This is a genomic window from Streptococcus sp. UBA4344 (assembly GCF_002393675.1).
Classification (GTDB): domain Bacteria; phylum Bacillota; class Bacilli; order Lactobacillales; family Streptococcaceae; genus Streptococcus; species Streptococcus vicugnae.
Map to the genome: position 1 here is coordinate 40,957 of NZ_DGTE01000001.1, position 23,660 is coordinate 64,616.

Annotated in this window: 22 protein-coding genes; 20 read left to right on the plus strand and 2 right to left on the minus strand. The window is 36.0% G+C overall.

All coding sequences use genetic code 11. The features are described from left to right. Positions 1–105 precede the first annotated feature (105 nt). The 4 genes from B4D49_RS00200 (at position 106) to B4D49_RS00215 (ending at position 4,776) form a co-directional block, all read left to right on the plus strand. The gene (locus B4D49_RS00200) at positions 106–1,824 is read left to right on the plus strand and encodes a hypothetical protein (RefSeq protein WP_286782837.1); all 1,719 of its coding nucleotides are present in this window, start codon (positions 106–108) and stop codon (positions 1,822–1,824) included. 121 nt (positions 1,825–1,945) lie between these two features. Then, positions 1,946–2,548, plus strand: a complete 603-nt coding sequence (locus B4D49_RS00205) for a nitroreductase family protein (protein WP_132868789.1) — start codon at positions 1,946–1,948, stop codon at positions 2,546–2,548. 165 nt (positions 2,549–2,713) lie between these two features. Next, positions 2,714–4,120: a dipeptidase PepV gene (gene pepV / locus B4D49_RS00210; RefSeq protein WP_286782838.1), complete on the plus strand. Its 1,407-nt coding sequence runs from the start codon at positions 2,714–2,716 to the stop codon at positions 4,118–4,120. A gap of 71 nt (positions 4,121–4,191) precedes the next feature. Next, positions 4,192–4,776: a uracil-DNA glycosylase family protein gene (locus B4D49_RS00215; protein ID WP_286782839.1), complete on the plus strand. Its 585-nt coding sequence runs from the start codon at positions 4,192–4,194 to the stop codon at positions 4,774–4,776. Between the two features lie 35 nt (positions 4,777–4,811). Here the strand turns inward: B4D49_RS00215 and mnmE are convergent, their stop codons facing one another. Next, the gene (gene mnmE / locus B4D49_RS00220) at positions 4,812–6,185 is read right to left on the minus strand and encodes a tRNA uridine-5-carboxymethylaminomethyl(34) synthesis GTPase MnmE (protein WP_286782840.1); all 1,374 of its coding nucleotides are present in this window, start codon (positions 6,183–6,185) and stop codon (positions 4,812–4,814) included. Positions 6,186–6,453: 268 nt separating this feature from the next. Between mnmE and rpiA the strand changes: the two genes are divergently transcribed. From rpiA to B4D49_RS00255, 7 genes are all read left to right on the plus strand, one after another. Further along, positions 6,454–7,128 carry a ribose-5-phosphate isomerase RpiA gene (gene rpiA / locus B4D49_RS00225; protein ID WP_074482084.1) on the plus strand — a complete coding sequence of 225 codons (675 nt, stop codon included), beginning with the start codon at positions 6,454–6,456 and terminating at the stop codon, positions 7,126–7,128. A 150-nt stretch (positions 7,129–7,278) separates the two neighbouring features. Then, positions 7,279–8,490: a phosphopentomutase gene (locus B4D49_RS00230; protein ID WP_286782841.1), complete on the plus strand. Its 1,212-nt coding sequence runs from the start codon at positions 7,279–7,281 to the stop codon at positions 8,488–8,490. Positions 8,491–8,500: 10 nt separating this feature from the next. After that, positions 8,501–9,313: a purine-nucleoside phosphorylase gene (locus tag B4D49_RS00235; RefSeq protein ID WP_286782842.1), complete on the plus strand. Its 813-nt coding sequence runs from the start codon at positions 8,501–8,503 to the stop codon at positions 9,311–9,313. 191 nt (positions 9,314–9,504) lie between these two features. Next, positions 9,505–10,737, plus strand: a complete 1,233-nt coding sequence (locus B4D49_RS00240) for a chloride channel protein (protein WP_286782843.1) — start codon at positions 9,505–9,507, stop codon at positions 10,735–10,737. After that, positions 10,694–11,401 (plus strand): purine-nucleoside phosphorylase, encoded by a 708-nt coding sequence (gene deoD, locus B4D49_RS00245; protein WP_286782844.1) that lies wholly within the window; start codon positions 10,694–10,696, stop codon positions 11,399–11,401. The genes B4D49_RS00240 and deoD overlap by 44 nt, the downstream gene beginning before the upstream one ends. Then, the gene (locus tag B4D49_RS00250; protein ID WP_286782845.1) at positions 11,401–12,171 is read left to right on the plus strand and encodes a LytR family transcriptional regulator; all 771 of its coding nucleotides are present in this window, start codon (positions 11,401–11,403) and stop codon (positions 12,169–12,171) included. The genes deoD and B4D49_RS00250 overlap by 1 nt, the downstream gene beginning before the upstream one ends. A gap of 162 nt (positions 12,172–12,333) precedes the next feature. Next, positions 12,334–12,519 (plus strand): type II toxin-antitoxin system RelB/DinJ family antitoxin, encoded by a 186-nt coding sequence (locus B4D49_RS00255; protein ID WP_132868797.1) that lies wholly within the window; start codon positions 12,334–12,336, stop codon positions 12,517–12,519. 80 nt (positions 12,520–12,599) lie between these two features. On the opposite strand, the gene B4D49_RS00260 is transcribed toward B4D49_RS00255, so the two are convergent. Beyond that, entirely contained in the window at positions 12,600–13,502 is a 903-nt protein-coding gene (locus B4D49_RS00260; RefSeq protein WP_074482092.1) for a LysR family transcriptional regulator, read from the minus strand. Between the two features lie 295 nt (positions 13,503–13,797). Here B4D49_RS00260 and B4D49_RS00265 point away from each other — a divergent pair, with 295 nt between their 5' ends. Genes B4D49_RS00265 through B4D49_RS00305 form a run of 9 tightly spaced genes read left to right on the plus strand, consistent with a single transcriptional unit; the run spans position 13,798 to position 23,643 of the window. Next, complete coding sequence (locus tag B4D49_RS00265; protein WP_286782846.1) at positions 13,798–15,282, plus strand: LCP family protein; 1,485 nt, start codon at positions 13,798–13,800, stop codon at positions 15,280–15,282. Next, entirely contained in the window at positions 15,283–16,014 is a 732-nt protein-coding gene (cps4B, locus tag B4D49_RS00270) for a capsular polysaccharide biosynthesis protein Cps4B (protein WP_074580844.1), read from the plus strand. It abuts the gene before it with no gap. An 8-nt stretch (positions 16,015–16,022) separates the two neighbouring features. Next, positions 16,023–16,712, plus strand: a complete 690-nt coding sequence (locus tag B4D49_RS00275; protein ID WP_074580845.1) for a Wzz/FepE/Etk N-terminal domain-containing protein — start codon at positions 16,023–16,025, stop codon at positions 16,710–16,712. 12 nt (positions 16,713–16,724) lie between these two features. Next, a complete protein-coding gene (locus B4D49_RS00280) occupies positions 16,725–17,459 on the plus strand; it encodes a tyrosine-protein kinase (protein ID WP_074580846.1) in 735 nt (244 codons plus the stop codon). 34 nt (positions 17,460–17,493) lie between these two features. Then, the gene (locus B4D49_RS00285) at positions 17,494–18,870 is read left to right on the plus strand and encodes a sugar transferase (RefSeq protein ID WP_074580847.1); all 1,377 of its coding nucleotides are present in this window, start codon (positions 17,494–17,496) and stop codon (positions 18,868–18,870) included. A gap of 53 nt (positions 18,871–18,923) precedes the next feature. Further along, positions 18,924–20,336, plus strand: coding sequence for a flippase (locus B4D49_RS00290; RefSeq protein ID WP_286782859.1), 1,413 nt, complete (start codon positions 18,924–18,926; stop codon positions 20,334–20,336). 10 nt (positions 20,337–20,346) lie between these two features. Beyond that, a complete protein-coding gene (gene glf / locus B4D49_RS00295; protein WP_074580848.1) occupies positions 20,347–21,456 on the plus strand; it encodes a UDP-galactopyranose mutase in 1,110 nt (369 codons plus the stop codon). 21 nt (positions 21,457–21,477) lie between these two features. Further along, entirely contained in the window at positions 21,478–22,269 is a 792-nt protein-coding gene (locus B4D49_RS00300) for a DUF4422 domain-containing protein (RefSeq protein WP_074580849.1), read from the plus strand. 21 nt (positions 22,270–22,290) lie between these two features. Continuing rightward, entirely contained in the window at positions 22,291–23,643 is a 1,353-nt protein-coding gene (locus B4D49_RS00305; protein ID WP_074580850.1) for an O-antigen polymerase, read from the plus strand. The last annotated feature ends 17 nt before the right edge of the window (positions 23,644–23,660 follow it).

Genomic DNA, 23,660 nt, shown 5'->3' on the forward strand with positions numbered 1-23,660 from the left:
TACTCTTGAATATAAATAAGAAATTTTCATGAAAGCTTTCTGTTTCTGTTTGTAATCTATTTTAAACTGTGCTAACATGGATAGGGATTTTTTAAGGAGATACGCATGTTTAAAAAAATGAAGCAAGGCCTCTCTCAGATAAGTCAAAAGCATGTATGGCTTCCAAGTCTAGTTATTGTCCTGGTTGCTGTCTTATTATTGCTTCCCCAATTAATGTCTCGAGGTGTTATTGCTGGTAGTGATTTCTTATTTCACTACAATCGATTTTATGAGACAGCTATGCAAATTAAGACTGGCAATTTTAGTTATTTCATGTCGTTGTATGGCTTTTACAGTTCAGGACGAATTGTCAATGCTTTGTATGGCCCTTATTTTGCTTACTTTCAGGGGCTTTTAGTCCTTCTTAGTCGTAATTGGTATACCTATCAATTGTTATCACGCTTTTTATTGAGTGTGATTGCTGGCTTTTCAATGTATCACTTGAGTAAAAGAGCTTCTGTTAAGCCAAAGATTGCCTTAGGAATAGCTGCCTTTTACATGATGACCTTCTCTGTTCAATACTGGACCTTTAGGCAAGGTTTTTCAAGTTGGGGTGCGGCTTTTATGCCTTGGTGTTTAATTCCAGCTATAGACTTTATTAGGACTAAAAAAGTAGGAGTGCTGCGCTTAGCGATATCAGTTGCGGTTATGATGCAAGTGCACATGCTCAGCTGTTTCTTGCTCATCGTTGCTTACTTGCCCTTTTATTTATACGGATTTCTCAAATCTGATGAAAAAAAAGAAGTCTTTGTTAAAGGAGTTCAGGCAGTTTTACTTAGTCTCTTGTTAACAGCAAATGTATGGGCGGCGCTGATTGATGTAGGTCAAGATAATAGTCTAGTAGAACCTTTCATCAATTCAAAATTATATATTATGACGGTTAACCAACGCAGTATAGAATGGTTATTAACGCCAAAAGCTCTTGTTTTTGTACTTTTATACCAATTGTACTTTTCATTTAGACATTGGCGACATTTTGATCAATTGCTGCGTGTTGTCATGGGAGCATTTTTCCTTTTTCTAGTTCTATCAACTAGTATTTTCCCATGGTATACCGTCAATAAGTTGAATTTGCCATTGGTGAACTTGATTCAATTTCCTTTCCGTTTCTTTGTGCCTGCTACAGTACTTTTGCTTTTAGCAGCAGCCATGGTTTTAGATCGTTATTTTGATAAGAAATGGTCAAAACTCGTAACCCTAGGATTGCTTGTGGTTAATGTCTTAAGTCTTGTGCAGTTATCACAATTGCAAATGGAGAAAATTGACGAGTATTACAATACCAAACATCCCATTCAACGCAAAAAACATACCTTTATCTGGGGAAATCCAGCGGATGTTCGAGCTAGTTTCTATGACTCAGACATGTTTAAACTCTTGGATATTGTGTCAAAATCAACACCTGATTACTTGCCAACCAATAAATCAAATAAAGATAACAAGTATGTTTTGTATGAAGAGTTTGTTCTGGGGCATACAGGTGCTTTTAAAAAGACCCAAGGTGATAATAAACTAACTCTGACATGGACTGCAGATGTTAGTGACTGGGCAATTATTCCGGTAGTCAAATACAAAGATACCCAATTAACCCTTAATGGTAAGAAATTAAGTGATAAAGATTACACACTATCTGGTATTGGAACACCAACTGTCATGCAAAAAGCAGGTAAAAATACCTTAACGATTACTTATCATATCAGTGCATGGTTCAAACCCTTGATAGTTGTTAATATCCTATCATGGATAGTAACAGTAGCTTATATTCTGATTAGGAGGATTAAAGACTAGAGCCACAGCTCTGGTCTTTTTACTTTGAAATTTCAAAGTAGCTGTCGTGCAAAATAGCTGTAAACTCTTTCAAAAAATGATAAAATAAAGAAGCATAGAATTTAAAAAGGAGGGTCGCTTAATGAAATTTCTAGAATTGAACAAAAAGCGCCATGCCGTCAAAACTTTCAATGACAAGCCTGTAGATTACAAGGATTTGCGCACAGCTATTGAGATTGCTACTTTAGCTCCTAGTGCAAATAATATTCAACCTTGGAAGTTTGTGGTTGTCCAAGATAAAAAAGAAGAACTTGCTAAAGATCTTCCAGAGATTAATAAAAAACAAGTCCAAGAAGCTCAGTATGTTGTAGCGCTCTTTACGGATACAGATTTGGTTCAACGTTCACGTAAAATTGCCCGTATCGGTGTTAAGTCTTTGGATAATACTAAGCTTGGTTATTACATGGAAACTTTGCCTGCTCGCTATGCTGATTTTGATGAAAAACGTAAAGGTGAATACCTTGCTTTAAATGCTGGTATTGTTGCTATGAATTTAGTTCTTGCTTTGACCGACCAGGATATTTCTTCAAATATCATTCTTGGTTTTGATAAGTCATTAACTAATGATATTCTAGAAATTGATAAACGTTTTCGTCCAGAGCTTTTGATAACCGTTGGTTACAGTGATAATAAACCTGAGCCAAGTTATCGCCTGCCAGTTGATGAAATTATTGAACGTCGTTAAGGGCGCCAATTTAGGATTTATGCAGAAAACTTGGTTTGGAAAATCATCAAACGAGGTTTACAAATCTTAAAATATGAGTTACTATTGGTAAGTTGACTCAAACGATAAAATATTGGCAGTTTTTCTTTCGTCGGAAAAACTAGCCCTATGGAGGAGTTATAAGAAATGACAGTAGACTTTAAAGCAGAAGTTGAAAAACGTAAAGATGCCATGATGGAAGATCTCTTTGCACTTTTGCGCATCAACTCTGAACGTGATGACAGCAAAGCTGACAAAGAACACCCATTTGGACCTGGTCCAGTTAAAGCGTTGGAACAATTCTTGTCAATGGCTGAACGCGATGGTTACAAAACTCGTAACATCGATAACTATGCTGGTGACTTTGAATTTGGTGAAGGTGATGAAGTTCTAGGTATCTTTGCTCACTTGGATGTTGTGCCTGCAGGTAGCGACTGGGACACAGATCCATATGAACCAGTGATTAAAGATGGTCGCCTTTATGCGCGTGGATCATCTGATGATAAGGGTCCTACAATGGCATGTTACTATGGTCTTAAAATCATCAAAGAACTTGGTTTGCCAGTTTCTAAAAAAGTTCGTTTCATCGTTGGTACTGACGAAGAATCAGGTTGGGGCGATATGGAATACTATTTCGCACACAACGGTTTGAAAGATCCTGACTTTGGTTTTGCTCCAGATGCGGAATTCCCAATTATCAATGGTGAAAAAGGTAATATTACTGAATACCTTCACTTCGCAGGAAGTAACAATGGTGCTTTCACATTGAATACCTTTGAAGCTGGTCTTCGTGATAACATGGTTCCAGAATCAGCAACAGCCGTCTTTACTGCAGACAGCACGTTGGCTGAACTTCAAGAAAAATTAACAGCATACACAACAGCTGAAAACTTGACTGCTGAACTTACTCAAGAAGGCGACGCTTTCCGTTTGACAGTTGTCGGAAAATCAGCTCACGGTTCAACACCAGAACTTGGTATCAACGGTGCAACATACCTTGCAAAATTCTTGAACCAATTTGCCTTTGATGGTGCTGCTAAAGCTTATCTTGATACAACAGCTAATGTTCTTCACAAAGACTTTGCTGGTGAAAATCTTGGTGTAGCTTACACAGATGCTAAAATGGGTGCTCTTAGCATGAACGCTGGTGTCTTCAAATTTGACCGCAACTCAGATGACAACACAATCACACTTAACTTCCGTTACCCACAAGGAACTGATGCTCAAACAATCAAGGCTGAGCTTGAAAAACTTGATGGTGTGACAGCAGTGACATTGTCAGAGCACGAACACACTCCACACTATGTTCCAGCTGATGATCCATTGGTTTCAACACTTCTTTCAGTTTACGAAAAACAAACTGGCTTGAAAGGTTACGAACAAGTTATCGGTGGTGGTACATTTGGTCGTCTTCTTAAACGCGGTGTTGCCTTCGGTGCTATGTTCCCAGACTACGTGAACACAATGCACCAAGCAAATGAATTTGCTGACGTTGAAGATCTTTACCGTGCAACAGCTATCTACGCTGAAGCTCTTTACGAATTGATCAAATAATAACCTTTAAATTGAAAAGAAGAGTTTTTTACGACAAAGACTCTTCTTTATTTTTAGAAAGAAGTGATGATATGGACAGCCTTGAACAATTGATGGCTGATATTATGGCTGATGAGCAAAATGCTAGCTACACAAAACAAGGCATCAAACCACTTTTTACAGTTCCAAAAACAGCTCGAATTAATATTGTTGGACAAGCTCCTGGCATTCGTGCGCAAGAGTCGGGACTGTATTGGAATGACCCAAGTGGTGATAATTTGCGAAAATGGCTTGGTGTTGACCGAGAAACTTTTTACGAATCAGGACTTTTTGCTGTGGTTCCAATGGATTATTATTTCCCAGGTAAAGGAAAATCTGGTGATTTAGCGCCTCGTAAGGGTTTTGCTGATAAATGGCATAAACGTACTTTAGCTTTGGCTCCAGATATTGAATTACATATTTTAGTAGGTTCTTATGCGCAGCGTTATTACTTGCACCAAAAATCTTCGGCAAAATTAACAGAAACTGTAAGACACTATCAAGATTACCTACCAGAATTTTTTCCATTGGTTCATCCATCACCACGAAATAACATCTGGCAACGTAAGAATCCTTGGTTTGAAGCAGAAGTCATCCCAGAACTTCAAAAACGAGTTAAAAGTATTTTAGAAAAATAGGTATTAAAAAACTCGCCAAATTTGGCGAGTTTTTCCTATTTTCCAAGACAGAATTGTGTGAAGAGTTTTGTGATGAGTTCGTCTGGTGCTGCTTCACCAGTGATTTCTCCAAGAATTTCCCAACAACGTGTTAAATCAATTTGTAGAAGGTCGACTGGCATTCCAGCTTCAAGTCCTTCGTTAACAGATTGAAGGCTTTGAACAGCTTTTTCAATCAAAGCAATATGACGAGCGTTTGACAGATATGTGGCATCCTTTTCAACGATACCAGCATTATCAAAGAAGATTTGATTGATACGTTCTTCAATCAAATCAATGTTTTGATTTTTAAGCACTGAGATGCGAATGACATCATCCGGTAATTGATCAGCTTCAATTTTTTCTGGCAAGTCTGTCTTGTTAAGCAAGATGATGCGGTTACTATTTTTACTTAGTTCAAGAAGTGCACGGTCTTGATCAGTGAGTGGTTCAGAACTGTTAAGGACAAGAAGAACCAAATCAGCTTCTTCGAGAGCTTTTTTAGAACGTTCCACACCAATTTTTTCAACCACGTCATCAGTTTCACGGATACCAGCTGTATCGACCAATTTCAAAGGTACACCTTTGATGTTCACGTATTCTTCAATCACATCACGGGTTGTTCCTTCGATATCTGTAACGATGGCTTTATCTTCGCGAAGAAGATTGTTCAAAAGACTTGATTTACCAACGTTTGGACGTCCAATGATAGCAGTAGACAAACCTTCACGAAGAATTTTACCACGTTTTGCAGTGCGCAAGAGATTTTCCAAAAGTTCTTGGAATTCTTGTGTTTTTTCGCGAATCAATGCTGTTGTCATTTCTTCAACATCATCGTATTCAGGATAGTCAATGTTTACTTCAACTTGAGCCAATGTATTAAGGATTTCTTGACGCGTATCGTTGATGAGTTTTGACAGTGAACCATCCAGTTGTTTAACAGCAATATTCATTGCTTTATCAGTTTTGGCACGGATAATATCCATGACAGCTTCAGCTTGTGTTAAATCAACACGGCCATTCAAAAATGCACGTTTGGTAAATTCACCAGGTTCAGCAAGACGAGCTCCTTGGCGTAAAACCAATTGCAAGATTTCATTAGTGACAGCAACACCACCGTGTGTGTTGATTTCAATCACATTTTCGCGTGTGAATGTTTTTGGTGCTAGCATAACAGACACCATTACCTCATCAAGAATCTCATCATTATCAGGGTCTACAATGTGACCGTAGTTGATAGTGTGAGAGGCAACTTTGCTAAGGTCTTTTCCACGATAAACTTTTTGGGCAATAGCTAATGCAGCTGTCCCAGAAAGTCTAACAATACCAATTGCCCCTTCACCAAGTGGTGTTGAAATCGCAGCAATTGTATCGAATTCCTTTGTTATCATTACCATTCATTCCTATCTATTTTTGTTACATTTTTTTCAAAATAAATCTTATTTAATTGTAACGCAAAAGCCCCTTTCAAGCAACTTAAAGCGATTATTCAAGTAAAGGCAGAAGAAAGAAAATTTTTTGAATTTTCACAAAAGAAAAATTGAGAGAAGTTTACATTCTCTAGCAATCAATCCTAGCAAAATTACCCCAAATCATGATATAATAAATAGTTGGAAATAGATATTTTTTTGTTTTTTATATAAATTAGGTGAGGTTGTTATGGAAAAACTTAAAAAAATGGCTGGTGTCACAGCTGCCCAGTATGTTAAAGACGGTATGGTCGTTGGACTTGGAACTGGTTCAACAGCTTATTTCTTCGTTGAAGAAATTGGACGTCGTATGAAAGAAGAAGGCCTTAAAGTTGTTGGTGTCACAACTTCAAGTCAAACAACTGCTCAAGCAGAAGGCCTTGGTATTCCTTTGAAAGCTGTTGATGACATTGATGTTATCGACGTTACTGTTGACGGTGCTGACGAAGTTGATAGCAACTTCAATGGTATCAAAGGTGGCGGCGGTGCCCTTCTTATGGAAAAAATCGTTGCAACACCAAGTAAAGAGTATATCTGGGTTGTCGATGAATCTAAATTAGTCGATAAACTTGGTGCTTTCAAATTGCCAGTTGAAGTTGTTCAATATGGTGCTGACCGCATTTTCCGTGAATTTGAGAAAAAAGGTTACAAACCATCATACCGCATGGCAAACGGCGAACGCTTTGTCACTGATATGAAAAACTATATCATCGACCTTGACCTTGGTGTCATTGAAAATCCAGTCGAACTTGGTAAAGAATTGAAAGCCATGGTCGGTGTTGTTGAACATGGTCTTTTCAATGGTATGGTTAATAAAGTTATCGTTGCCGGAAAAGATGGCGTTAAAATTTTAGAAGCTAAATAAGAAAGTTTACAGGAGATGTTTTGACTGATGTATGGCCGATAGTCTCCTGTTTATATGTTATCAAAAAATTATTATTTCTAATCATTATTGCTAAGATAATGATTAGGAGGTTTTGGGTGCCAACCGTAACCACCCTAGAGTAGGAAAAATATGTCAACATTTAATCGTATTCACCTTGTTGTGCTTGATTCAGTCGGAATTGGTGCAGCACCAGATGCCAATAACTTTGTCAATGCTGGTGTTCCTGATGGTGCGTCAGACACACTTGGTCACATTTCAAAAACAGTCGGACTTAACGTTCCAAACATGGCTAAAATCGGTCTTGGAAACATTCCGCGTGAAACACCTTTAAAAACTGTTCCAGCTGAAGCTCAACCAACAGGTTATGCAACTAAACTTGAAGAAGTGTCACTTGGTAAAGACACAATGACTGGTCACTGGGAAATTATGGGACTTAATATTACAGAACCATTTGATACTTTCCTTGGTGGATTCCCAGAAGACATTTTGACAAAAATTGAAGAATTTTCAGGTCGTAAAGTCATTCGTGAAGCTAATAAGCCATATTCAGGAACAGCAGTTATTGATGATTTTGGACCACGTCAAATGGAAACTGGCGAATTGATTATCTACACATCAGCTGACCCAGTTCTTCAAATCGCAGCCCACGAAGACGTTATCCCAGTAGAAGAACTTTACAAAATCTGTGAATACGCACGTTCAATCACACTAGAACGTCCAGCACTTCTAGGTCGTATCATTGCACGTCCATACGTTGGAGAACCTGGAAACTTCACACGTACAGCTAACCGTCGTGACTATGCATTGTCGCCATTTGGACCAACTGTTCTTAACAAATTAGCTGACGCTGGTGTACCAACTTACGGCGTTGGTAAAATCAATGATATCTTCAACGGTTCAGGTATCACAAATGATATGGGGCACAATAAATCAAACATGCACGGTGTTGATACTCTTCTTAAAACAATGCAGTTGCCTGAATTCACAAAAGGTTTGTCATTTACAAACCTAGTGGACTTCGACGCGATGTATGGTCACCGTCGTAACGCTCAAGGTTACCGTGATTGCTTGGAAGATTTTGACAAACGTATGCCAGAAATCTTAGAAAACATGAAGGAAGATGACCTTCTATTGATTACTGCTGACCACGGTAATGATCCAACTTACACAGGAACAGACCACACACGTGAATATATTCCACTTTTGGCTTACAGCCCATCATTCAAAGGAAATGGTGTCTTGCCAGTCGGACATTTTGCGGACATCTCAGCAACAATTGCTGAAAACTTTGGTGTTGAAAAAGCAATGATTGGTCAATCATTCTTAGATAAATTAGTATAAGAGGTTAAATATGTCTACCATTATTGAAAAAATTGAAGAAGCTCGTCAGTTTCTAGTGTCACAAGCCTGTGATGCTCCAGAATTTGGATTAATCCTTGGTTCAGGTTTAGGCGAGCTTGCTGAAGAAATTGAAAATGCTGTTGTTATTCCATATAAAAAAATCCCAAACTGGGGTAAATCAACAGTAGCAGGACACGCAGGACAATTGGTTTATGGTGACCTTGGTGGTCACAAAGTCCTTGCTCTTCAAGGTCGTTTCCACTTTTATGAAGGAAACCCAATGGAATTAGTAACTTTCCCAGTTCGTGTGATGAAAGCTCTTGGTTGTAAAGGACTTATCGTGACAAATGCTGCGGGTGGAATCGGCTTTGGTCCTGGAACATTGATGGCAATCTCTGACCACATCAACATGACTGGTCAAAATCCACTGATTGGTGCTAACCTTGATGATTTTGGTCCACGTTTCCCAGATATGTCAGATGCTTACACAGCTGATTATCGTGCTATTGCTCATAAAGTGGCAGAAAAAATCGGTATCAAACTTGATGAAGGTGTTTACCTTGGTGTATCAGGTCCTTGTTACGAAACACCTGCTGAAATTCGTGCTTTCCAAACACTTGGTGCTGATGCAGTTGGTATGTCAACAGTTCCAGAAGTTATTGTTGCCGCACACTCTGGTTTGAAAGTCTTGGGAATTTCTGCTATTACAAACCATGCAGCTGGTTTCCAAAGTTCACTTAACCACGAAGAAGTGGTTGCTGTAACACAACAAATTAAAGAAGATTTCAAAACACTTGTTAAAGCTGTTTTGGCAGAACTTTAATCATTTTATTCTATGAAACGCAAAAAACAAACACATGAGGTCTTCGTTTTTGAGGACCTTATATGCCCTTACTTTCAAATTAACTATTTTTAGCTAACTTGAAATAAGTCATGTTTTAGAACAATTTTTAAATGCCATTACAAAATAATCGATTTCAAAATTTTAGCTACTGTTTACGTTTTGGAGTAGTCTTGCTTACAACGAGTCTTGTTGCTGGGTTAGGCGGTATTTTACTTCATGAATTCTTAGAATTGGTCGAGAAGGTTGTTTTAGGGCATGGTGAAGAGACAAAAGTGCTAGCTATTTCTCAGAGACAATTTCTAATGATTGTTGTTGCTGGGATTATTTCAGCGTCAATCTGGTATATGTTGCAACGAAAAAATCGTCGCATTATCTCTGTTAAATCTCAGATGAAAGCAGATAATCCATGTTCTGAACGTCCAGCTTTAGGGATTCACTTGATGAATATTCTCTTACAGGTAGCTTCGGTTGGTGCGGGATCTCCGATTGGAAAAGAAGGAGCGCCACGAGAGCTTGGGGCACTTGGAGCAGGTCGTATTTCTGATTATATGCGTTTAAACTTGCCTGATAGACGCCTTGCAATTGCTTGTGGGGCCTCAGCTGGTCTCTCAGCAGTTTATCAAGTACCAATTGCTAGCATCTTTTTTGCTTTTGAGACTTTAGGTGTTGGGCTCTCATTGATGAATGTTATGGCTGTGTCTCTGACAAGTATTTTTGCTAGTCTTATTGCAGGACTTGTTATATCAGATGCACCACTTTATCATGGTGGCCAAATTTCGCTCAATCTTGCCACTTGTCTGCTGGCAGTGTTAGTAGCTGTGTTGATTACCCCTCTTGCAGAAGTTTTTCGACGTCTAACCCAAAAAGCTCAAGTTGGCAAAGAGACTCATGAAGCCATCTTATGGAAGTTACCTTTAACTTTCTTACTTTTAGCTAGTGTTGCCCTCTATTTTCCAGAGATTTTGGGGAATGGCGGAGCTTTGGCGCAAGATGTTTTTGATGGCATGGCTGTATCTTATGCTATTCCTATTCTTATCATCAAAGCTTGTCTTGTCTTATTGACGCTAAAAAATGGCGCATACGGAGGTACCTTGACACCATCGTTTTCAATGGGGGCAGTTTTAGGATTTCTATTTGCTGTGCTTTGTCAGTTAGCTTTTCCAGATATTTCGATGAACTCAGCCATGCTAATTGGATTAAGTGTCTTTTTAGGGATTACAATGAATGCTCCCTTAACAGCAGTCGGATTAGTTGTCTCATTTACAGGGCAAAATTTACAAGCTTTGCCAGTTTTACTCATTGCGGTAGCGGTAGCTGTTTGTATAAATAATATTTTTAAACGTATTGAAAGGAATTTTTATGTCAATCCATATCGAAGCCAAACCAGGCGAAATTGCAGATAAAATCTTACTTCCAGGAGATCCTCTCCGTGCAAAATTCATCGCAGAAAACTTCTTAGAAGATGCTGTCTGCTTTAATAATGTTCGTGGTATGCTTGGTTTTACAGGAACTTACAAAGGTCATCGTGTCAGCGTTATGGGAACAGGTATGGGTATGCCATCAATCTCAATTTACGCGACTGAATTAATCCAATCATACGGTGTTAAAAAATTAATCCGTGTTGGAACAGCAGGTTCACTTAACAAAGACGTTCACGTGCGTGAACTTGTTTTGGCACAAGCTGCTGCAACAACTTCAAGCATGATTAAAAACGAATGGCCACAATATGATTTCCCGCAAATCGCTGACTTCACTTTGCTTGATAAAGCATATCACATTGCACAAGACCTTGGCATGACAACTCATGTTGGTAGCGTCTTGTCAGTTGATGCTTTTTACTCAGACTTTGCTGCAAACAACGTCAAACTTGGTCAACTTGGTGTTAAAGCCGTTGAGATGGAAGCTGCTGCTCTTTACTATCTCGCTGCAAAACACGGTGTTCAAGCGCTTGGTATCATGACAATCTCTGATAGCCTTGTTGCTGACGAAGACACAACGGCTCAAGAACGTCAAACAACTTTCACTGACATGATGAAAGTTGGTCTTGAGACTCTTATTGCTGATTAATGCAGGAGATTTACGAGACAATAGGCATCCTTTTGGATGTCTATGCTTATAATCACGCTTGGAAAATAGCAGAGCAGCAAGTGAATTTTCCAACGCAAAGCCGCTATCTTTTAGAAATGCTAAAAGAACGCCGTGAACTAAATATTGATTTTGCCTTTGCACATCAAGCTGAAAATCGAGCTATTTTACGTCGCTATGACTTCGATATAATAGCTAACCATCACCGCGAAGAGCAGCTGGCTAATTACATCATGGACTTGGAGGCTAAGGTCAGAGATGGTAACATTATCGATTTTGTGCGCTCTGTTAGCCCAATTCTTTACCGACTCTTTTACCGCTTGGCTAAACGTGATATTCCAAATCTTGAGGACTTTATTCATGATGCCAAGAATGACCAATATGATACTTGGCTTTTTGCGGAAATGAAGCAGAGCGATTATGCTATTTTTCACAAATACCTAACCACTCGTCGTGATGCAAAGGTAACGTCTCGTAGTTTAGCGGAGCTTTTACAATACAGTCAGCTTCCAGAGCATATTAAAGAACTGATCGTAGAACTTCGTCAATTTGAAAAATCAGTCAGAAATCCTCTAGCTCACCTCATCAAACCTTTTGATGAAGAAGAGTTACACCGAACAACAAATTTCTCGTCGCAAGCCTTCTTAGACAAAATCATCGACTTAGCTATTTATGCTGGTGTCAAATATGATAAAGAAAATTTCTATTTTGATAGCGTTAATGAGATGATTAAAGAAGAACTGAAGGATTGAAAAATACCACTTGGAAATTTTCCAAGTGGTATTTTGGTTATTTGGAACGAAAAGATGCCAAAAAGCTCACATCATACCATAAAAAATGATAAATAAGTGTTTCCAACGGAAAAAATGTGCTATAATACAGTTATCAGAATATTCAGAAAAGAGGTGGGCGGTATGTCATTAATCAAAATCGACATCGATGATGAGCTAAGAAATGAAGCTTCAAAAATCTACCGAGAACTAGGTCTTGATATGTCGACAGCTATTCGTTTATTTCTGGTTCAAAGTGTGATAACAAAGGGGCTTCCATTTCCGATTAGACTTGAAAGTGATATTCTTTCAAGACTAAACGTGAAATAGCAGAACTGGAAGATTAACCTTTCATAATATCTTATCAAAAACGCCAATGATTTTATAATCATTGGCGTTTTTACATACTCTTAAAAGGTTGTTTCTTCCAAAAGATAGTCAATGAAACGTTCGCCCATTTTAGAAAGGTTAGCTTTTTCGTGGCGAATGTAGACAATATCAATCATATCTTCAACATCAAGTGGAATAGATACAATATCATCTCCGTTTAAGTTGCTGTTTAAGATACCAGTCGCAATGGTATAGCCATCAAGACCAATCAAAAGATTGAACAGTGTAGCACGGTCACTAACAACGATTGATTTTTTGTGCGGAATTTGAGATAGAATCTCTTCAGAGAAGTAGAATGAGTTGTGAATTCCTTGATCGTAGCTTAGGTAAGGGAAATCTTCAAGATCTTCCATAGTCACGAGTTTTTTCTCAGCTAACGGGTTGTTTTTGCTGACGAAAATGTGTGGACGTGTCTTAAAAAGACTTGTATAAGTCAAGTGATTGTCGTCAAACATCTTAGTCAAAACGTCGCGGTTATAGCTGTTTAAGAATAGTACTCCGATTTCTGAACGAAAATTTTTGACGTCATCGATGATTTCATATGTTCGGGTTTCACGAAGAAAGAGTTCATAACGTGACATATCAGTTCCCTTGAGTAAAGAAACGAAAGCATTGACCACAAAAGCATAGTGTTGAGCAGAGACACTAAAGAGTTCACGATTGGTATTTTTACTCTTGTAACGTTCCTCAAGAAGTGCAGTCTGTTCAAGGATTTGACGCGCATAAGATAGAAATTCGACACCATCTTTTGTTAAGGTAATTCCTTTAGGATTTCGAATAAAAATTTCAATCCCCATCTCACGTTCCAAATCACGAACAGCATTTGACAAACTTGGTTGAGTAATAAAGAGTTGCTTGGCAGCTTCATTCATACTGCCCGTTTCCACGATTTTAACGATGTAATGTAATTGTTGTATTCTCATAGCCTTAGTTTAGCTCAAAATCGCAAATCCCGCAAGTAGACGACGTTTTCTTATGATGGGAGTTGCTTTAAAAACGAATGTTTACAATACAGCAACAAAATTACAAAAAGATAACTAAAACGTAACATTTTAGTGATTGATTTACTTTTCTTAAAATAAAACGCTTATATTTCTCAAATAATGCTTTAGGAAGCGCCTACAAACGTAAAGGTTTAGAAAATTATAAAATTGCAAAACTATTACAAAAGTGCTAAAATAGGAACGTTAATATCCTTATAGGAATCGGAGATTTAAAATGCCTACACATTCACGTCATAGAAGACATCATAAGAGTTCACGTTCATATTCTCGTTTTGATACGAAGACGATAGTAAATAGTGTTTTATTAGTGTTGTTTGCTTTGTTAGCGGGAATCGCAACTTATCTCATGTATGCCAATAATATTCTAGCTTTTCGTCATCTGAATATTATCTACACCGTTTTACTAGTTGCTGTATTCCTTATATCTTTGGTTTTGATAATTCGGAAAAAAGGGAAAATCGTTGTGACAGTTCTCTTAGTTATTTTTTCAATTATCGCAGCTATTTCACTTTTTGCCTTTAAATCATTGATTGACGTAGCTGACAATATGAACGAATCAGCTTCATATTCAGAAATTGAGATGAGTGTTGTGGTGCCAGCAGATAGCTCGATTTCAGATGTGACAGAATTATCAAGTGTTCAAGCACCGACTAATGCTGACGGCAGCAACATTGATGCCTTAATCTCACAAATCAAATCTGACAAAGGTGTTGATTTAGCGACAGAAACAGTAGATTCTTATCAAGCTGCTTATGAAAATTTGATTAATGGTTCAAGTCAAGCAATGGTTTTGAACAGTGCTTATTCAAGCTTACTTGAGCTATCATATGATGATTACGAATCAAACTTGAAAACAATTTATACCTATAAAATTAAGAAAAGTGTTTCAAGCGAAGCAAAATCATCTGACGCTAATGTCTTTAACATTTATATTAGTGGTATTGATACCTATGGTTCTATTTCGACCGTTTCACGTTCAGATGTTAATATCATCTTGACAGTGAATATGAATACACACAAGATTTTGATGACCACAACGCCACGTGACTCATATGTTCAAATTCCAGACGGCGGTGCAGATCAATACGATAAACTGACACACGCTGGTATCTATGGTGTTGAAACATCTGAAAAGACACTAGAAAATCTTTATGGTATCGATATTGATTATTATGCCCGTATCAACTTCACATCATTTATGAATCTGATTGATGCTATTGGTGGTGTGACAGTTTATAATGATCAAGCCTTTACTTCTTATACTAATAGTAACTATTCATTTGAAGTTGGAAATGTTAACTTAAGTTCAGGTGAGGAAGCACTTGCTTTTGTTCGTGAACGCTATAGTCTTGATAATGGCGACTATGATCGTGGTAATAATCAAATCAAAGTTATTCAAGCTATTGTTAATAAATTAACATCGTTAAATTCAATTTCAAATTACTCAACAATTATTTCTACCTTGCAGGATTCTATTCAAACTGATATGTCATTAGATACAATGATGAGCCTTGCTAATGCACAGCTTGATTCAGGTAAGAAATTTACCATCACATCACAAGAAGTAACTGGTACAGGTTCAACAGGAGAATTGACTTCTTATGCCATGCCAACTGCAAGTCTTTATATGATTCAGTTGGATGATGCTAGTGTAGCAAGTGCATCGCAAGCTATTAAAGATGTTATGGAAGGTAAGTAGATGATTGATATTCATTCACATATTGTTTTTGATGTAGATGACGGACCAACTACTATAGAAGAAAGTTTAGCCTTGATTGGTGAAAGTTATCGTCAGGGTGTACGTACGATTGTCTCAACGTCACATCGTCGTAAAGGAATGTTTGAAACACCAGAAGATAAGATTTTTGCTAATTTTAGCCAAGTCAAAGAAGCTGCTGAAGCTAAATATGAAGGATTAGAAATTCTATATGGTGGTGAACTTTATTATAGTAGTGATATTCTTGAAAAACTTGAAAACAATCAAATTCCAAGAATGAATAATACGCGTTTTGCATTGATTGAGTTTAGTATGACAACGCCATGGAAAGATATTCATACAGCGCTTAGCAATGTGATTATGCTTGGAATTACACCAGTCGTTGCTCATATTGAACGTTATAATGCGCTTGAGTTTAATGAAGAGCGTGTTAAGGAATTGATTAACATGGGATGTTACACGCAAATCAATAGCTCACATGTTCTCAAGCCAAGATTATTTGGCGATAAATATCGTCAGTTTAAAAAAAGAGCTCGTTATTTCTTGGAAAAAAATCTTGTTCATTGTGTCGCAAGTGATATGCATAATCTTGGACCAAGACCGCCATTTATGGACGAAGCAAGAGAAATTATTACAAAAGATTTTGGAGCAAACAGAGCTTATGCTCTCTTCGAGGGGAATCCCCAAACCTTATTAGAAAATAAAGATTTATAGGAGTTAATATGAATTCAAATGACAATGCAAGTATCGAGATTGATGTGCTCTACTTGCTAAGAAAACTTTGGAGTAGAAAATTTTTCATTATTTTTATTGCACTGGTTGTTGGAACTGTGGCTTTGCTTGGTAGTGTCTTTTTAATCAAACCTAAGTATACTTCTACAACTCGTATTTATGTTGTGAGTCGAAGTAGTGATAGTAGTTTAACTAACCAAGATTTACAAGCAGGTTCTTATCTTGTTAATGACTATAAAGAAGTTATCACATCAAATGAGGTCTTATCATCTGTTATTGATCAAGAAAATTTGTCGCTATCAACCAGTGAGTTATCAGGGATGATTTCTGTTAACATTCCGACAGATACACGTGTGATTTCAATCTCTGTTGAAGATACAGATGCACAGGAAGCTTCAGATATCGCTAATACTATCCGTGAAGTAGCTGCTGAAAAGATTAAAGCTGTTACAAAAGTAGATGATGTAACAACACTTGAAGCGGCTGAGGTTGCTAGTAAGCCATCATCACCTAATATCAAGCGCAATGCTGCTTTAGGTGCACTTGTTGGTGGATTTTTGGCTATTGTTAGTATTCTTGTACTTGAAGTACTTGATGATCGCGTTCGTCGTCCAGAAGATGTCGAAGAAGTGCTTGGTATGACACTTTTAGGAGTTGTACCAGATATTGATAAATTATAAGGAGAAATTGTAATGCCACAATTAGAATTAGTGAGAGCTAAAGCTCAAATGGTTAAATCTATGGAGGAATATTACAATTCTATCCGTACCAATATTCAATTTAGCGGCCGTGATTTAAAAGTCATTACGTTGACTTCAGCTCAACCTGGCGAAGGAAAATCAACAACGTCTGTCAATCTTGCGATTTCTTTTGCGCGTGCAGGATTTCGTACACTTTTGATTGATGCTGATACACGTAATTCAGTCATGTCAGGAACGTTTAAATCTAATGAACGTTATCAAGGGTTGACAAGTTTCTTGTCTGGAAATGCAGAGTTATCAGATGTTATTTGTGACACAAGTATTGATAATTTGATGATTATTCCTGCTGGGCAAGTTCCACCAAATCCAACATCGTTGATTCAAAATGACAACTTCAAAGCGATGATTGAAACTGTTCGTGGGCTCTATGATTATGTTATCGTTGACACACCACCACTTGGTTTGGTTATCGATGCCGCTATCCTAGCGCACCATTCAGATGCAAGTTTACTTGTAACAAAAGCTGGAGCTGATAAACGCCGTACAATTACAAAACTTAAAGAACAATTGGAACAAAGTGGTTCAGTTTTCCTTGGAGTTATTTTGAATAAATACGATATTCATTTAGATAAGTATGGTTCATATGGTAGCTATGGAGGTTATGGTTCATATGGAAGTTATGGCAAGGCCGCAAAAACATCAAAAAATGGTAGAGGTAAAAAATAATTGATCTTCTACCTTAGATAGGGAAAAAGGGAGCATGTATAGCGAAGATTCGAAAAAGAAAATTTATTATCTATTAGCAGATGGTGTTGCTTTGGTGATAAGCTATCTGATTCTATCGGGTTTTTACTCATACCATTTTTTTGATAGCAAGTTTTTTGCTGTTATTTTCGGGCTCCTGATTATCATTGTGGGAGTTATGAGTGATGAGTATTCAGCTGTTTCAGAACGTGGTTATCTCCAAGAACTAAAAGCTGCTATTACTTATGGCGCCAAAGTACTTGTTCTATTTTCATTTGTGTTGATATTAGGTAAATTTCGTTTTATTTATGATGTCTCACAAATGTCATATTTCTTCTTACTTCAGATTTTTATCTTAACTTCTTTATTTGTATTCCTTGGTCGAATACTGATTAAAGCTTTATTTAAAAATCGTGTAGAAGATACCAAGAATGTTCTTTTGGTTACTGATTTTAGTACTGGTGATAATCTTGAAAAAGAACTTAATCGCTTTAACTACAAAGTAACAGCTTATATTAGTAGTTATGATAATCAAGCTGTTGAGCAACCAGTTCTAAAAAATGCTAAAGAAATTCGTAATTTTGTTGCTAACCATCAAGTTGATGAAATTTTTGTGACAACTGGTAATCAGAAAGATCACGCTGAGATTGCCCACTGTCTGAAATTGTTAGGAATTCCCACAACAGTGGCTATTGGAAATTACTCTGAATTTTACGTTGGTGATAATGTCCTTAAAAAACTTGGCAATCAAACCTTCGTAACTACGGCGGTTAATATCGTCAAATTCAGACAACTCGTTTTAAAACGTTTAATGGATATCGTTATTTCACTATTTGGAATTTTAGCGACAGCAATCATTGCGATTATCATCGCACCAATCGTGAAAAAACAATCACCAGGACCATTGATTTTTAAACAAAAACGTGTTGGTCGAAATGGTAAAGTATTTGAGATTTACAAGTTTAGAAGTATGTATATGGATGCAGAAGAACGTAAAAAAGACTTACTTGCCAAAAATGACCTTGATACAGACTTGATGTTCAAAATGGAAGATGACCCTCGTATCTTCCCATTTGGACACAAACTAAGAGATTGGTCATTAGATGAGTTTCCACAATTTCTGAATGTGTTGAAGGGAGAAATGTCGTTTGTCGGCACACGCCCACCAACGCTTGATGAATATCATCACTATGAATTACATCACTTTAAACGCCTAATGACAAAACCAGGGATCACAGGGTTATGGCAAGTTAGTGGACGAAGTGATATCACAGACTTTGAAGAAGTGGTAGCTCTTGATATGAAATATATTCAAGAATGGAATATCAGAGAAGACCTCAAGATAATTGCAAAAACATTTGCAGTCGTACTAAAAAGAGAGGGAAGTAGATAGAATTGATAGTAGAAAAAAATAGGAAAAAAGTCTCTGTAAAATTAAATATATTCATGAATTTTATTCTGACTATATCGAATTTTATTTTCCCATTGATAACTTTTCCGTATGTATCGCGTGTGCTTTTGCCTGTTGGTACTGGTAAAGTTGCCTTTGCTACCTCAATAGTTTCATATTTTTCAATGGTTGGTATGTTAGGAATTCCAACCTATGGTATTAGAGCATGCGCAAAAGTTAGAAATGACAGAGACAAATTATCAAAAACTGTTCAAGAAATTATGGTGATAAATTCTGTTGCGATGGGATTATCACTGCTTGTCTATATTATTGCCATAATCTTAGTACCTCGTATAGCACAAGATAAGGTTCTATTTATGATTAATATTGCTACTCTATTCTTTAATTTGATTGGCTGTGAGTGGCTGTATAAAGCATTGGAACAGTATTCTTATATCACTATCAGATCAATTCTTTTGAAATTAGTATCACTTGTTTTAATGTTCTTGATGGTACATCAAAAAAGCGACTATATCATTTATGGTGCAATTACTATTCTGGCAAGTGTCGGATCTAACTTCTTTAATTTTATTAACTTACGACGTTTTCTTAATCTAAAATGGTATCCTAATATGAACCTTAGTCAACATGTAAAACCTATTTTTAGTTTTTTTATGATGACTATTGCAACTACTGTATATACTAATCTTGATTCAGTAATGCTTGGATTTATGAAGGGTGATGAAGCAGTAGGATATTATAATGCTGCTGTAAAAATAAAAACAATACTTGTTAGTTTGGTAACATCTATGGGAGCTGTTCTTCTTCCTAGATTATCTTTTTACATTAAGGAAGGAAAGACTAAAGAATTTAAAGAATTAACCGTTCGTTCTTTACAATTTGTATGTTTTGTATCAATCCCTTTGTGGGTCTATTTTACAGTTTTTGCTAAGGAAGGTATTTACTTTTTGTCAGGGGATGCTTACACGGGTTCAATACTTCCTATGCAAATTATTATGCCAACCTTGTTCTTAATAGGAATTTCAAATTTATTAGGAATTCAAATATTAGTTCCAATGGATAGAGAAAACGATGTTTTAAAATCTGTTTCTTTGGGTGCAATTGTCAATCTAATAATAAATGCCATTTTTATTCCTAGGTTTGGAGCCTCAGGTGCAGCCTTTGGTACCTTAGTTGCTGAATTTTTTGTCACAAGCTATCAAATCTATGTATTACGTGATTTTTTGAAAGAAATTGTGGCTAATGTCAAATTGTATAAAAATATCATATCTACTTTATTAGCTACTATTCTTGTTTTAATAGCAAATACATTATTTATTAGTAATATTTCTTCACTCTTTATAGTATTAGTTATTTCGGCTATTATTTTTGGGCTGATTTACGGTTTAGTAGGATTGTTGCTAAAAGAAGAATTTACTACGTACTTACTACGTTATATGAAAAAATAGGAGATTTTTTATGTCAAATTATGATTATTTAGTTGTCGGTTCAGGGTTATTCGGTGCGATTTTTGCACACGAAGCTGCTAAAAAAGGAAAAAAAGTTAAAGTTATTGAAAAACGTGATCATATTGCAGGGAATATCTATACTAAGGAAGTAGAAGGTATTCAAGTGCATGAATATGGCGCACATATTTTCCATACTTCTAATAAAGAAATTTGGAATTACATTAATCAATTTGCAGAATTTAATCGCTATACAAATTCTCCAATTGCTAATTACAAAGGTGAAATTTATAACCTTCCTTTCAATATGAATACGTTCAATAAACTTTGGGGAGTTGTAACGCCAGCAGAAGCACAAGCTAAAATTGATGAACAACGTGCCGTTCTTAATGGAAAAGAACCTGAAAATCTAGAAGAACAAGCTATTTCACTTGTGGGAACAGATATTTACGAAAAGCTTGTCAAAGATTATACTGAGAAACAATGGGGTAAAGCTTGTACAGAATTGCCAGCCTTTATCATTCGCCGTTTGCCAGTTCGTTTGACTTATGACAATAACTACTTCAACGATACTTACCAGGGTATTCCAATCGGTGGTTATACACAAATCATTGAAAAAATGCTAGCGCATGATAATATTGATGTCGAAACTGGCGTAGATTTCTTTGATAATAAAGATGAATATTTGAAAGAATTCCCTAAAATTGTCTTTACAGGAATGATTGATCAGTTCTTTGATTATCAACTTGGTGAGTTAGAATACCGCAGCCTTCGTTTTGAAACTGAGCTCCTTGATATGGAAAATTATCAAGGAAATGCTGTTGTTAACTACACAGATTCTGAAACACCATACACTCGTATTATCGAACATAAACACTTTGAATTTGGAACTCAAGAGAAGACCATTATTACTAAAGAGCATCCTAAAACTTGGGAAAAAGGTGATGAACCTTACTACCCAGTAAATAACGATCGTAACAACAATCTTTATCAAGAATATAAGAAACTGGCAGATGCGCAAGGAAATGTTATTTTTGGTGGACGACTTGGACAATATCGTTATTATGACATGCACAAAGTCATCGAAGCAGCTTTGGAATGTGTAGAGAATGAATTGGATTAAATAATACTAAGGAACGGTGTTTTGAAAAACGTAAAATTAATTGTAGCAACTCATAAAAAGTTTCAGATGCCTAAAGATGCTAATCTGTACCTTCCTCTTCATGTTGGTCGTGAAGGGAAGGTAGATTTAGGTTATATAGGAGATAACACTGGAGATAATATTTCTAGTCTTAATCCTTATTATTGTGAATTGACAGGATTGTATTGGGCGTGGAAAAATCTTGAATGTGATTATCTTGGTTTAGTCCATTACCGTCGATATTTTACTAATAAAAGTCAACCTTATACTGATGACATTAAAATTGATGATGTTATTTTGTCACAAAATGATGTTGAAGAAATGTTAGATGAAACTGACGTTATTGTACCTAAAAAGCGTAAGTACTATATTGAGACACTTTATTCGCACTATGCGCATACTCTTGATGGTAGTCATTTAGATAAAACGCGTGAAATTATTGCGAAGATTTCTCCTGATTATTTAGAATCTTACGATAAAGTGATGAAACAACGCAGTGGATATATGTTCAATATGTTTATCATGAAAAAAGAATTAGTTGATGATTACCTTTCTTGGCTTTTTCCGATTTTAGATAAGCTTTATGAAGTTATTGATATGTCGAACTATAGTCCTTTTGAAGCTCGTTTGTATGGTCGTGTCAGTGAATTACTATTCAATGTTTGGTTGAACAAAAAAAATATAAAACCAAAAGAAATTCCATTTATGTACATGGAAAAAGTGAACCTGTGGAATAAAGGGAAAGCGTTCCTACAAGCTAAATTTTTAGGTAAAAAATATGGGAAGAGTTTTTAGAATAGTTAGGAAAGTAAAGTTATGATTTTAGTTTGTATTTGTTTGATTTCTTTGTTTTTTGTGATTTTAAACCTCTTTTTGACTAAGAATGATTTTTTTAATCCTGCTGTCATCTTTCCGTTGTTATTTTTGATTCAAGGAATATTTAATATATTTGCGCTAACATATTTAAATTTAGAATTCCATGTTGAAGTACTAATAATATTGTTTATATCATATCTATTATTCACTATTTTTAACTTTATTAATTTGGGGCGAAGACATAGAGAAATTAGTGGCTTTTACTTGGATAATCTGAGTGTAAATAAACCAATAGCTGTCCCGAAGTATGTATATTATTTGGCTATTTTATCATTTGTTGTTGTGATTTACTTTCAGTATAGACGCTTAGGACAAGTTGCGGCAGTAAGTGGACTCGGGGGAGCAAGTTTGACCGAGAAGATTGCTCTATATGATAAACTCATAAAATTTGATTCAAAACGTTTTTCAACTTTAAATATAAATTTACCCAGAATTGTATCAAATCTTTCGATAATAACTCAGGCATTTGGATATTTGATTGCTTATAAAATCGTTCAAAACTTTATTTCAAATAAAACATTTCAAATGTTAGATTTTAGTGTTATCATTTTGCTAGTTGGTCAAATGTATTTGGGAGGAAGTAGATCACCGATATTTCGTCTAGTAACATTTATTTTTTTCCTTTTTTATATTCTAAATTTGAATAAAGGATATACAAGAGAGCAAATGCGAAAGGTATTGAGGAAGATTGTTCAAGCTTCAATTGTTGTCGTTGCTTTGTTTACAATTAGTTTGACACTTTATGGTCGTGCTGTCGAGTATAATGTATTTCACTATTTGTATATCTATCTTGGAGCGCCTTTATACAATTTAGATTTATTTATTCAAAAATATCAGTTTCCTGTAGTTCAAGATTATTTTGGAAGTCAAACTTTTATTTCATTTTGGAATTACTGGCTCCCCAAACATAATTTACAATCAATAGAATTATATCTTCCTTTTGTAAGATACAACAGCACGTACGAATTGGGAAATGTTTATACGACTTTCTATCAATTTTTATATGATTTTGGTTATATTGGGATGTGTGTGTTAGTAGCGATTATTTCGTTTTATTATACGACTGTTTATAGAAGCATTAGGATATCTTCACACAAAAATATGTTAACAATGACTCTTTTTGTGTATGCATTTTTATTTAACGATTTAATCATGTTGATATTTTCAAATCGATTTTATGAGACGATATTAAATATAAATACATTAAAAATTTTCATTGCAGCATATATTATTAAGTCGGTATTATTTGATAATAGTTTTTATTTTGGAAATTATAAGATTAAGTTACATTAAGTTTTAGTTACTAACTA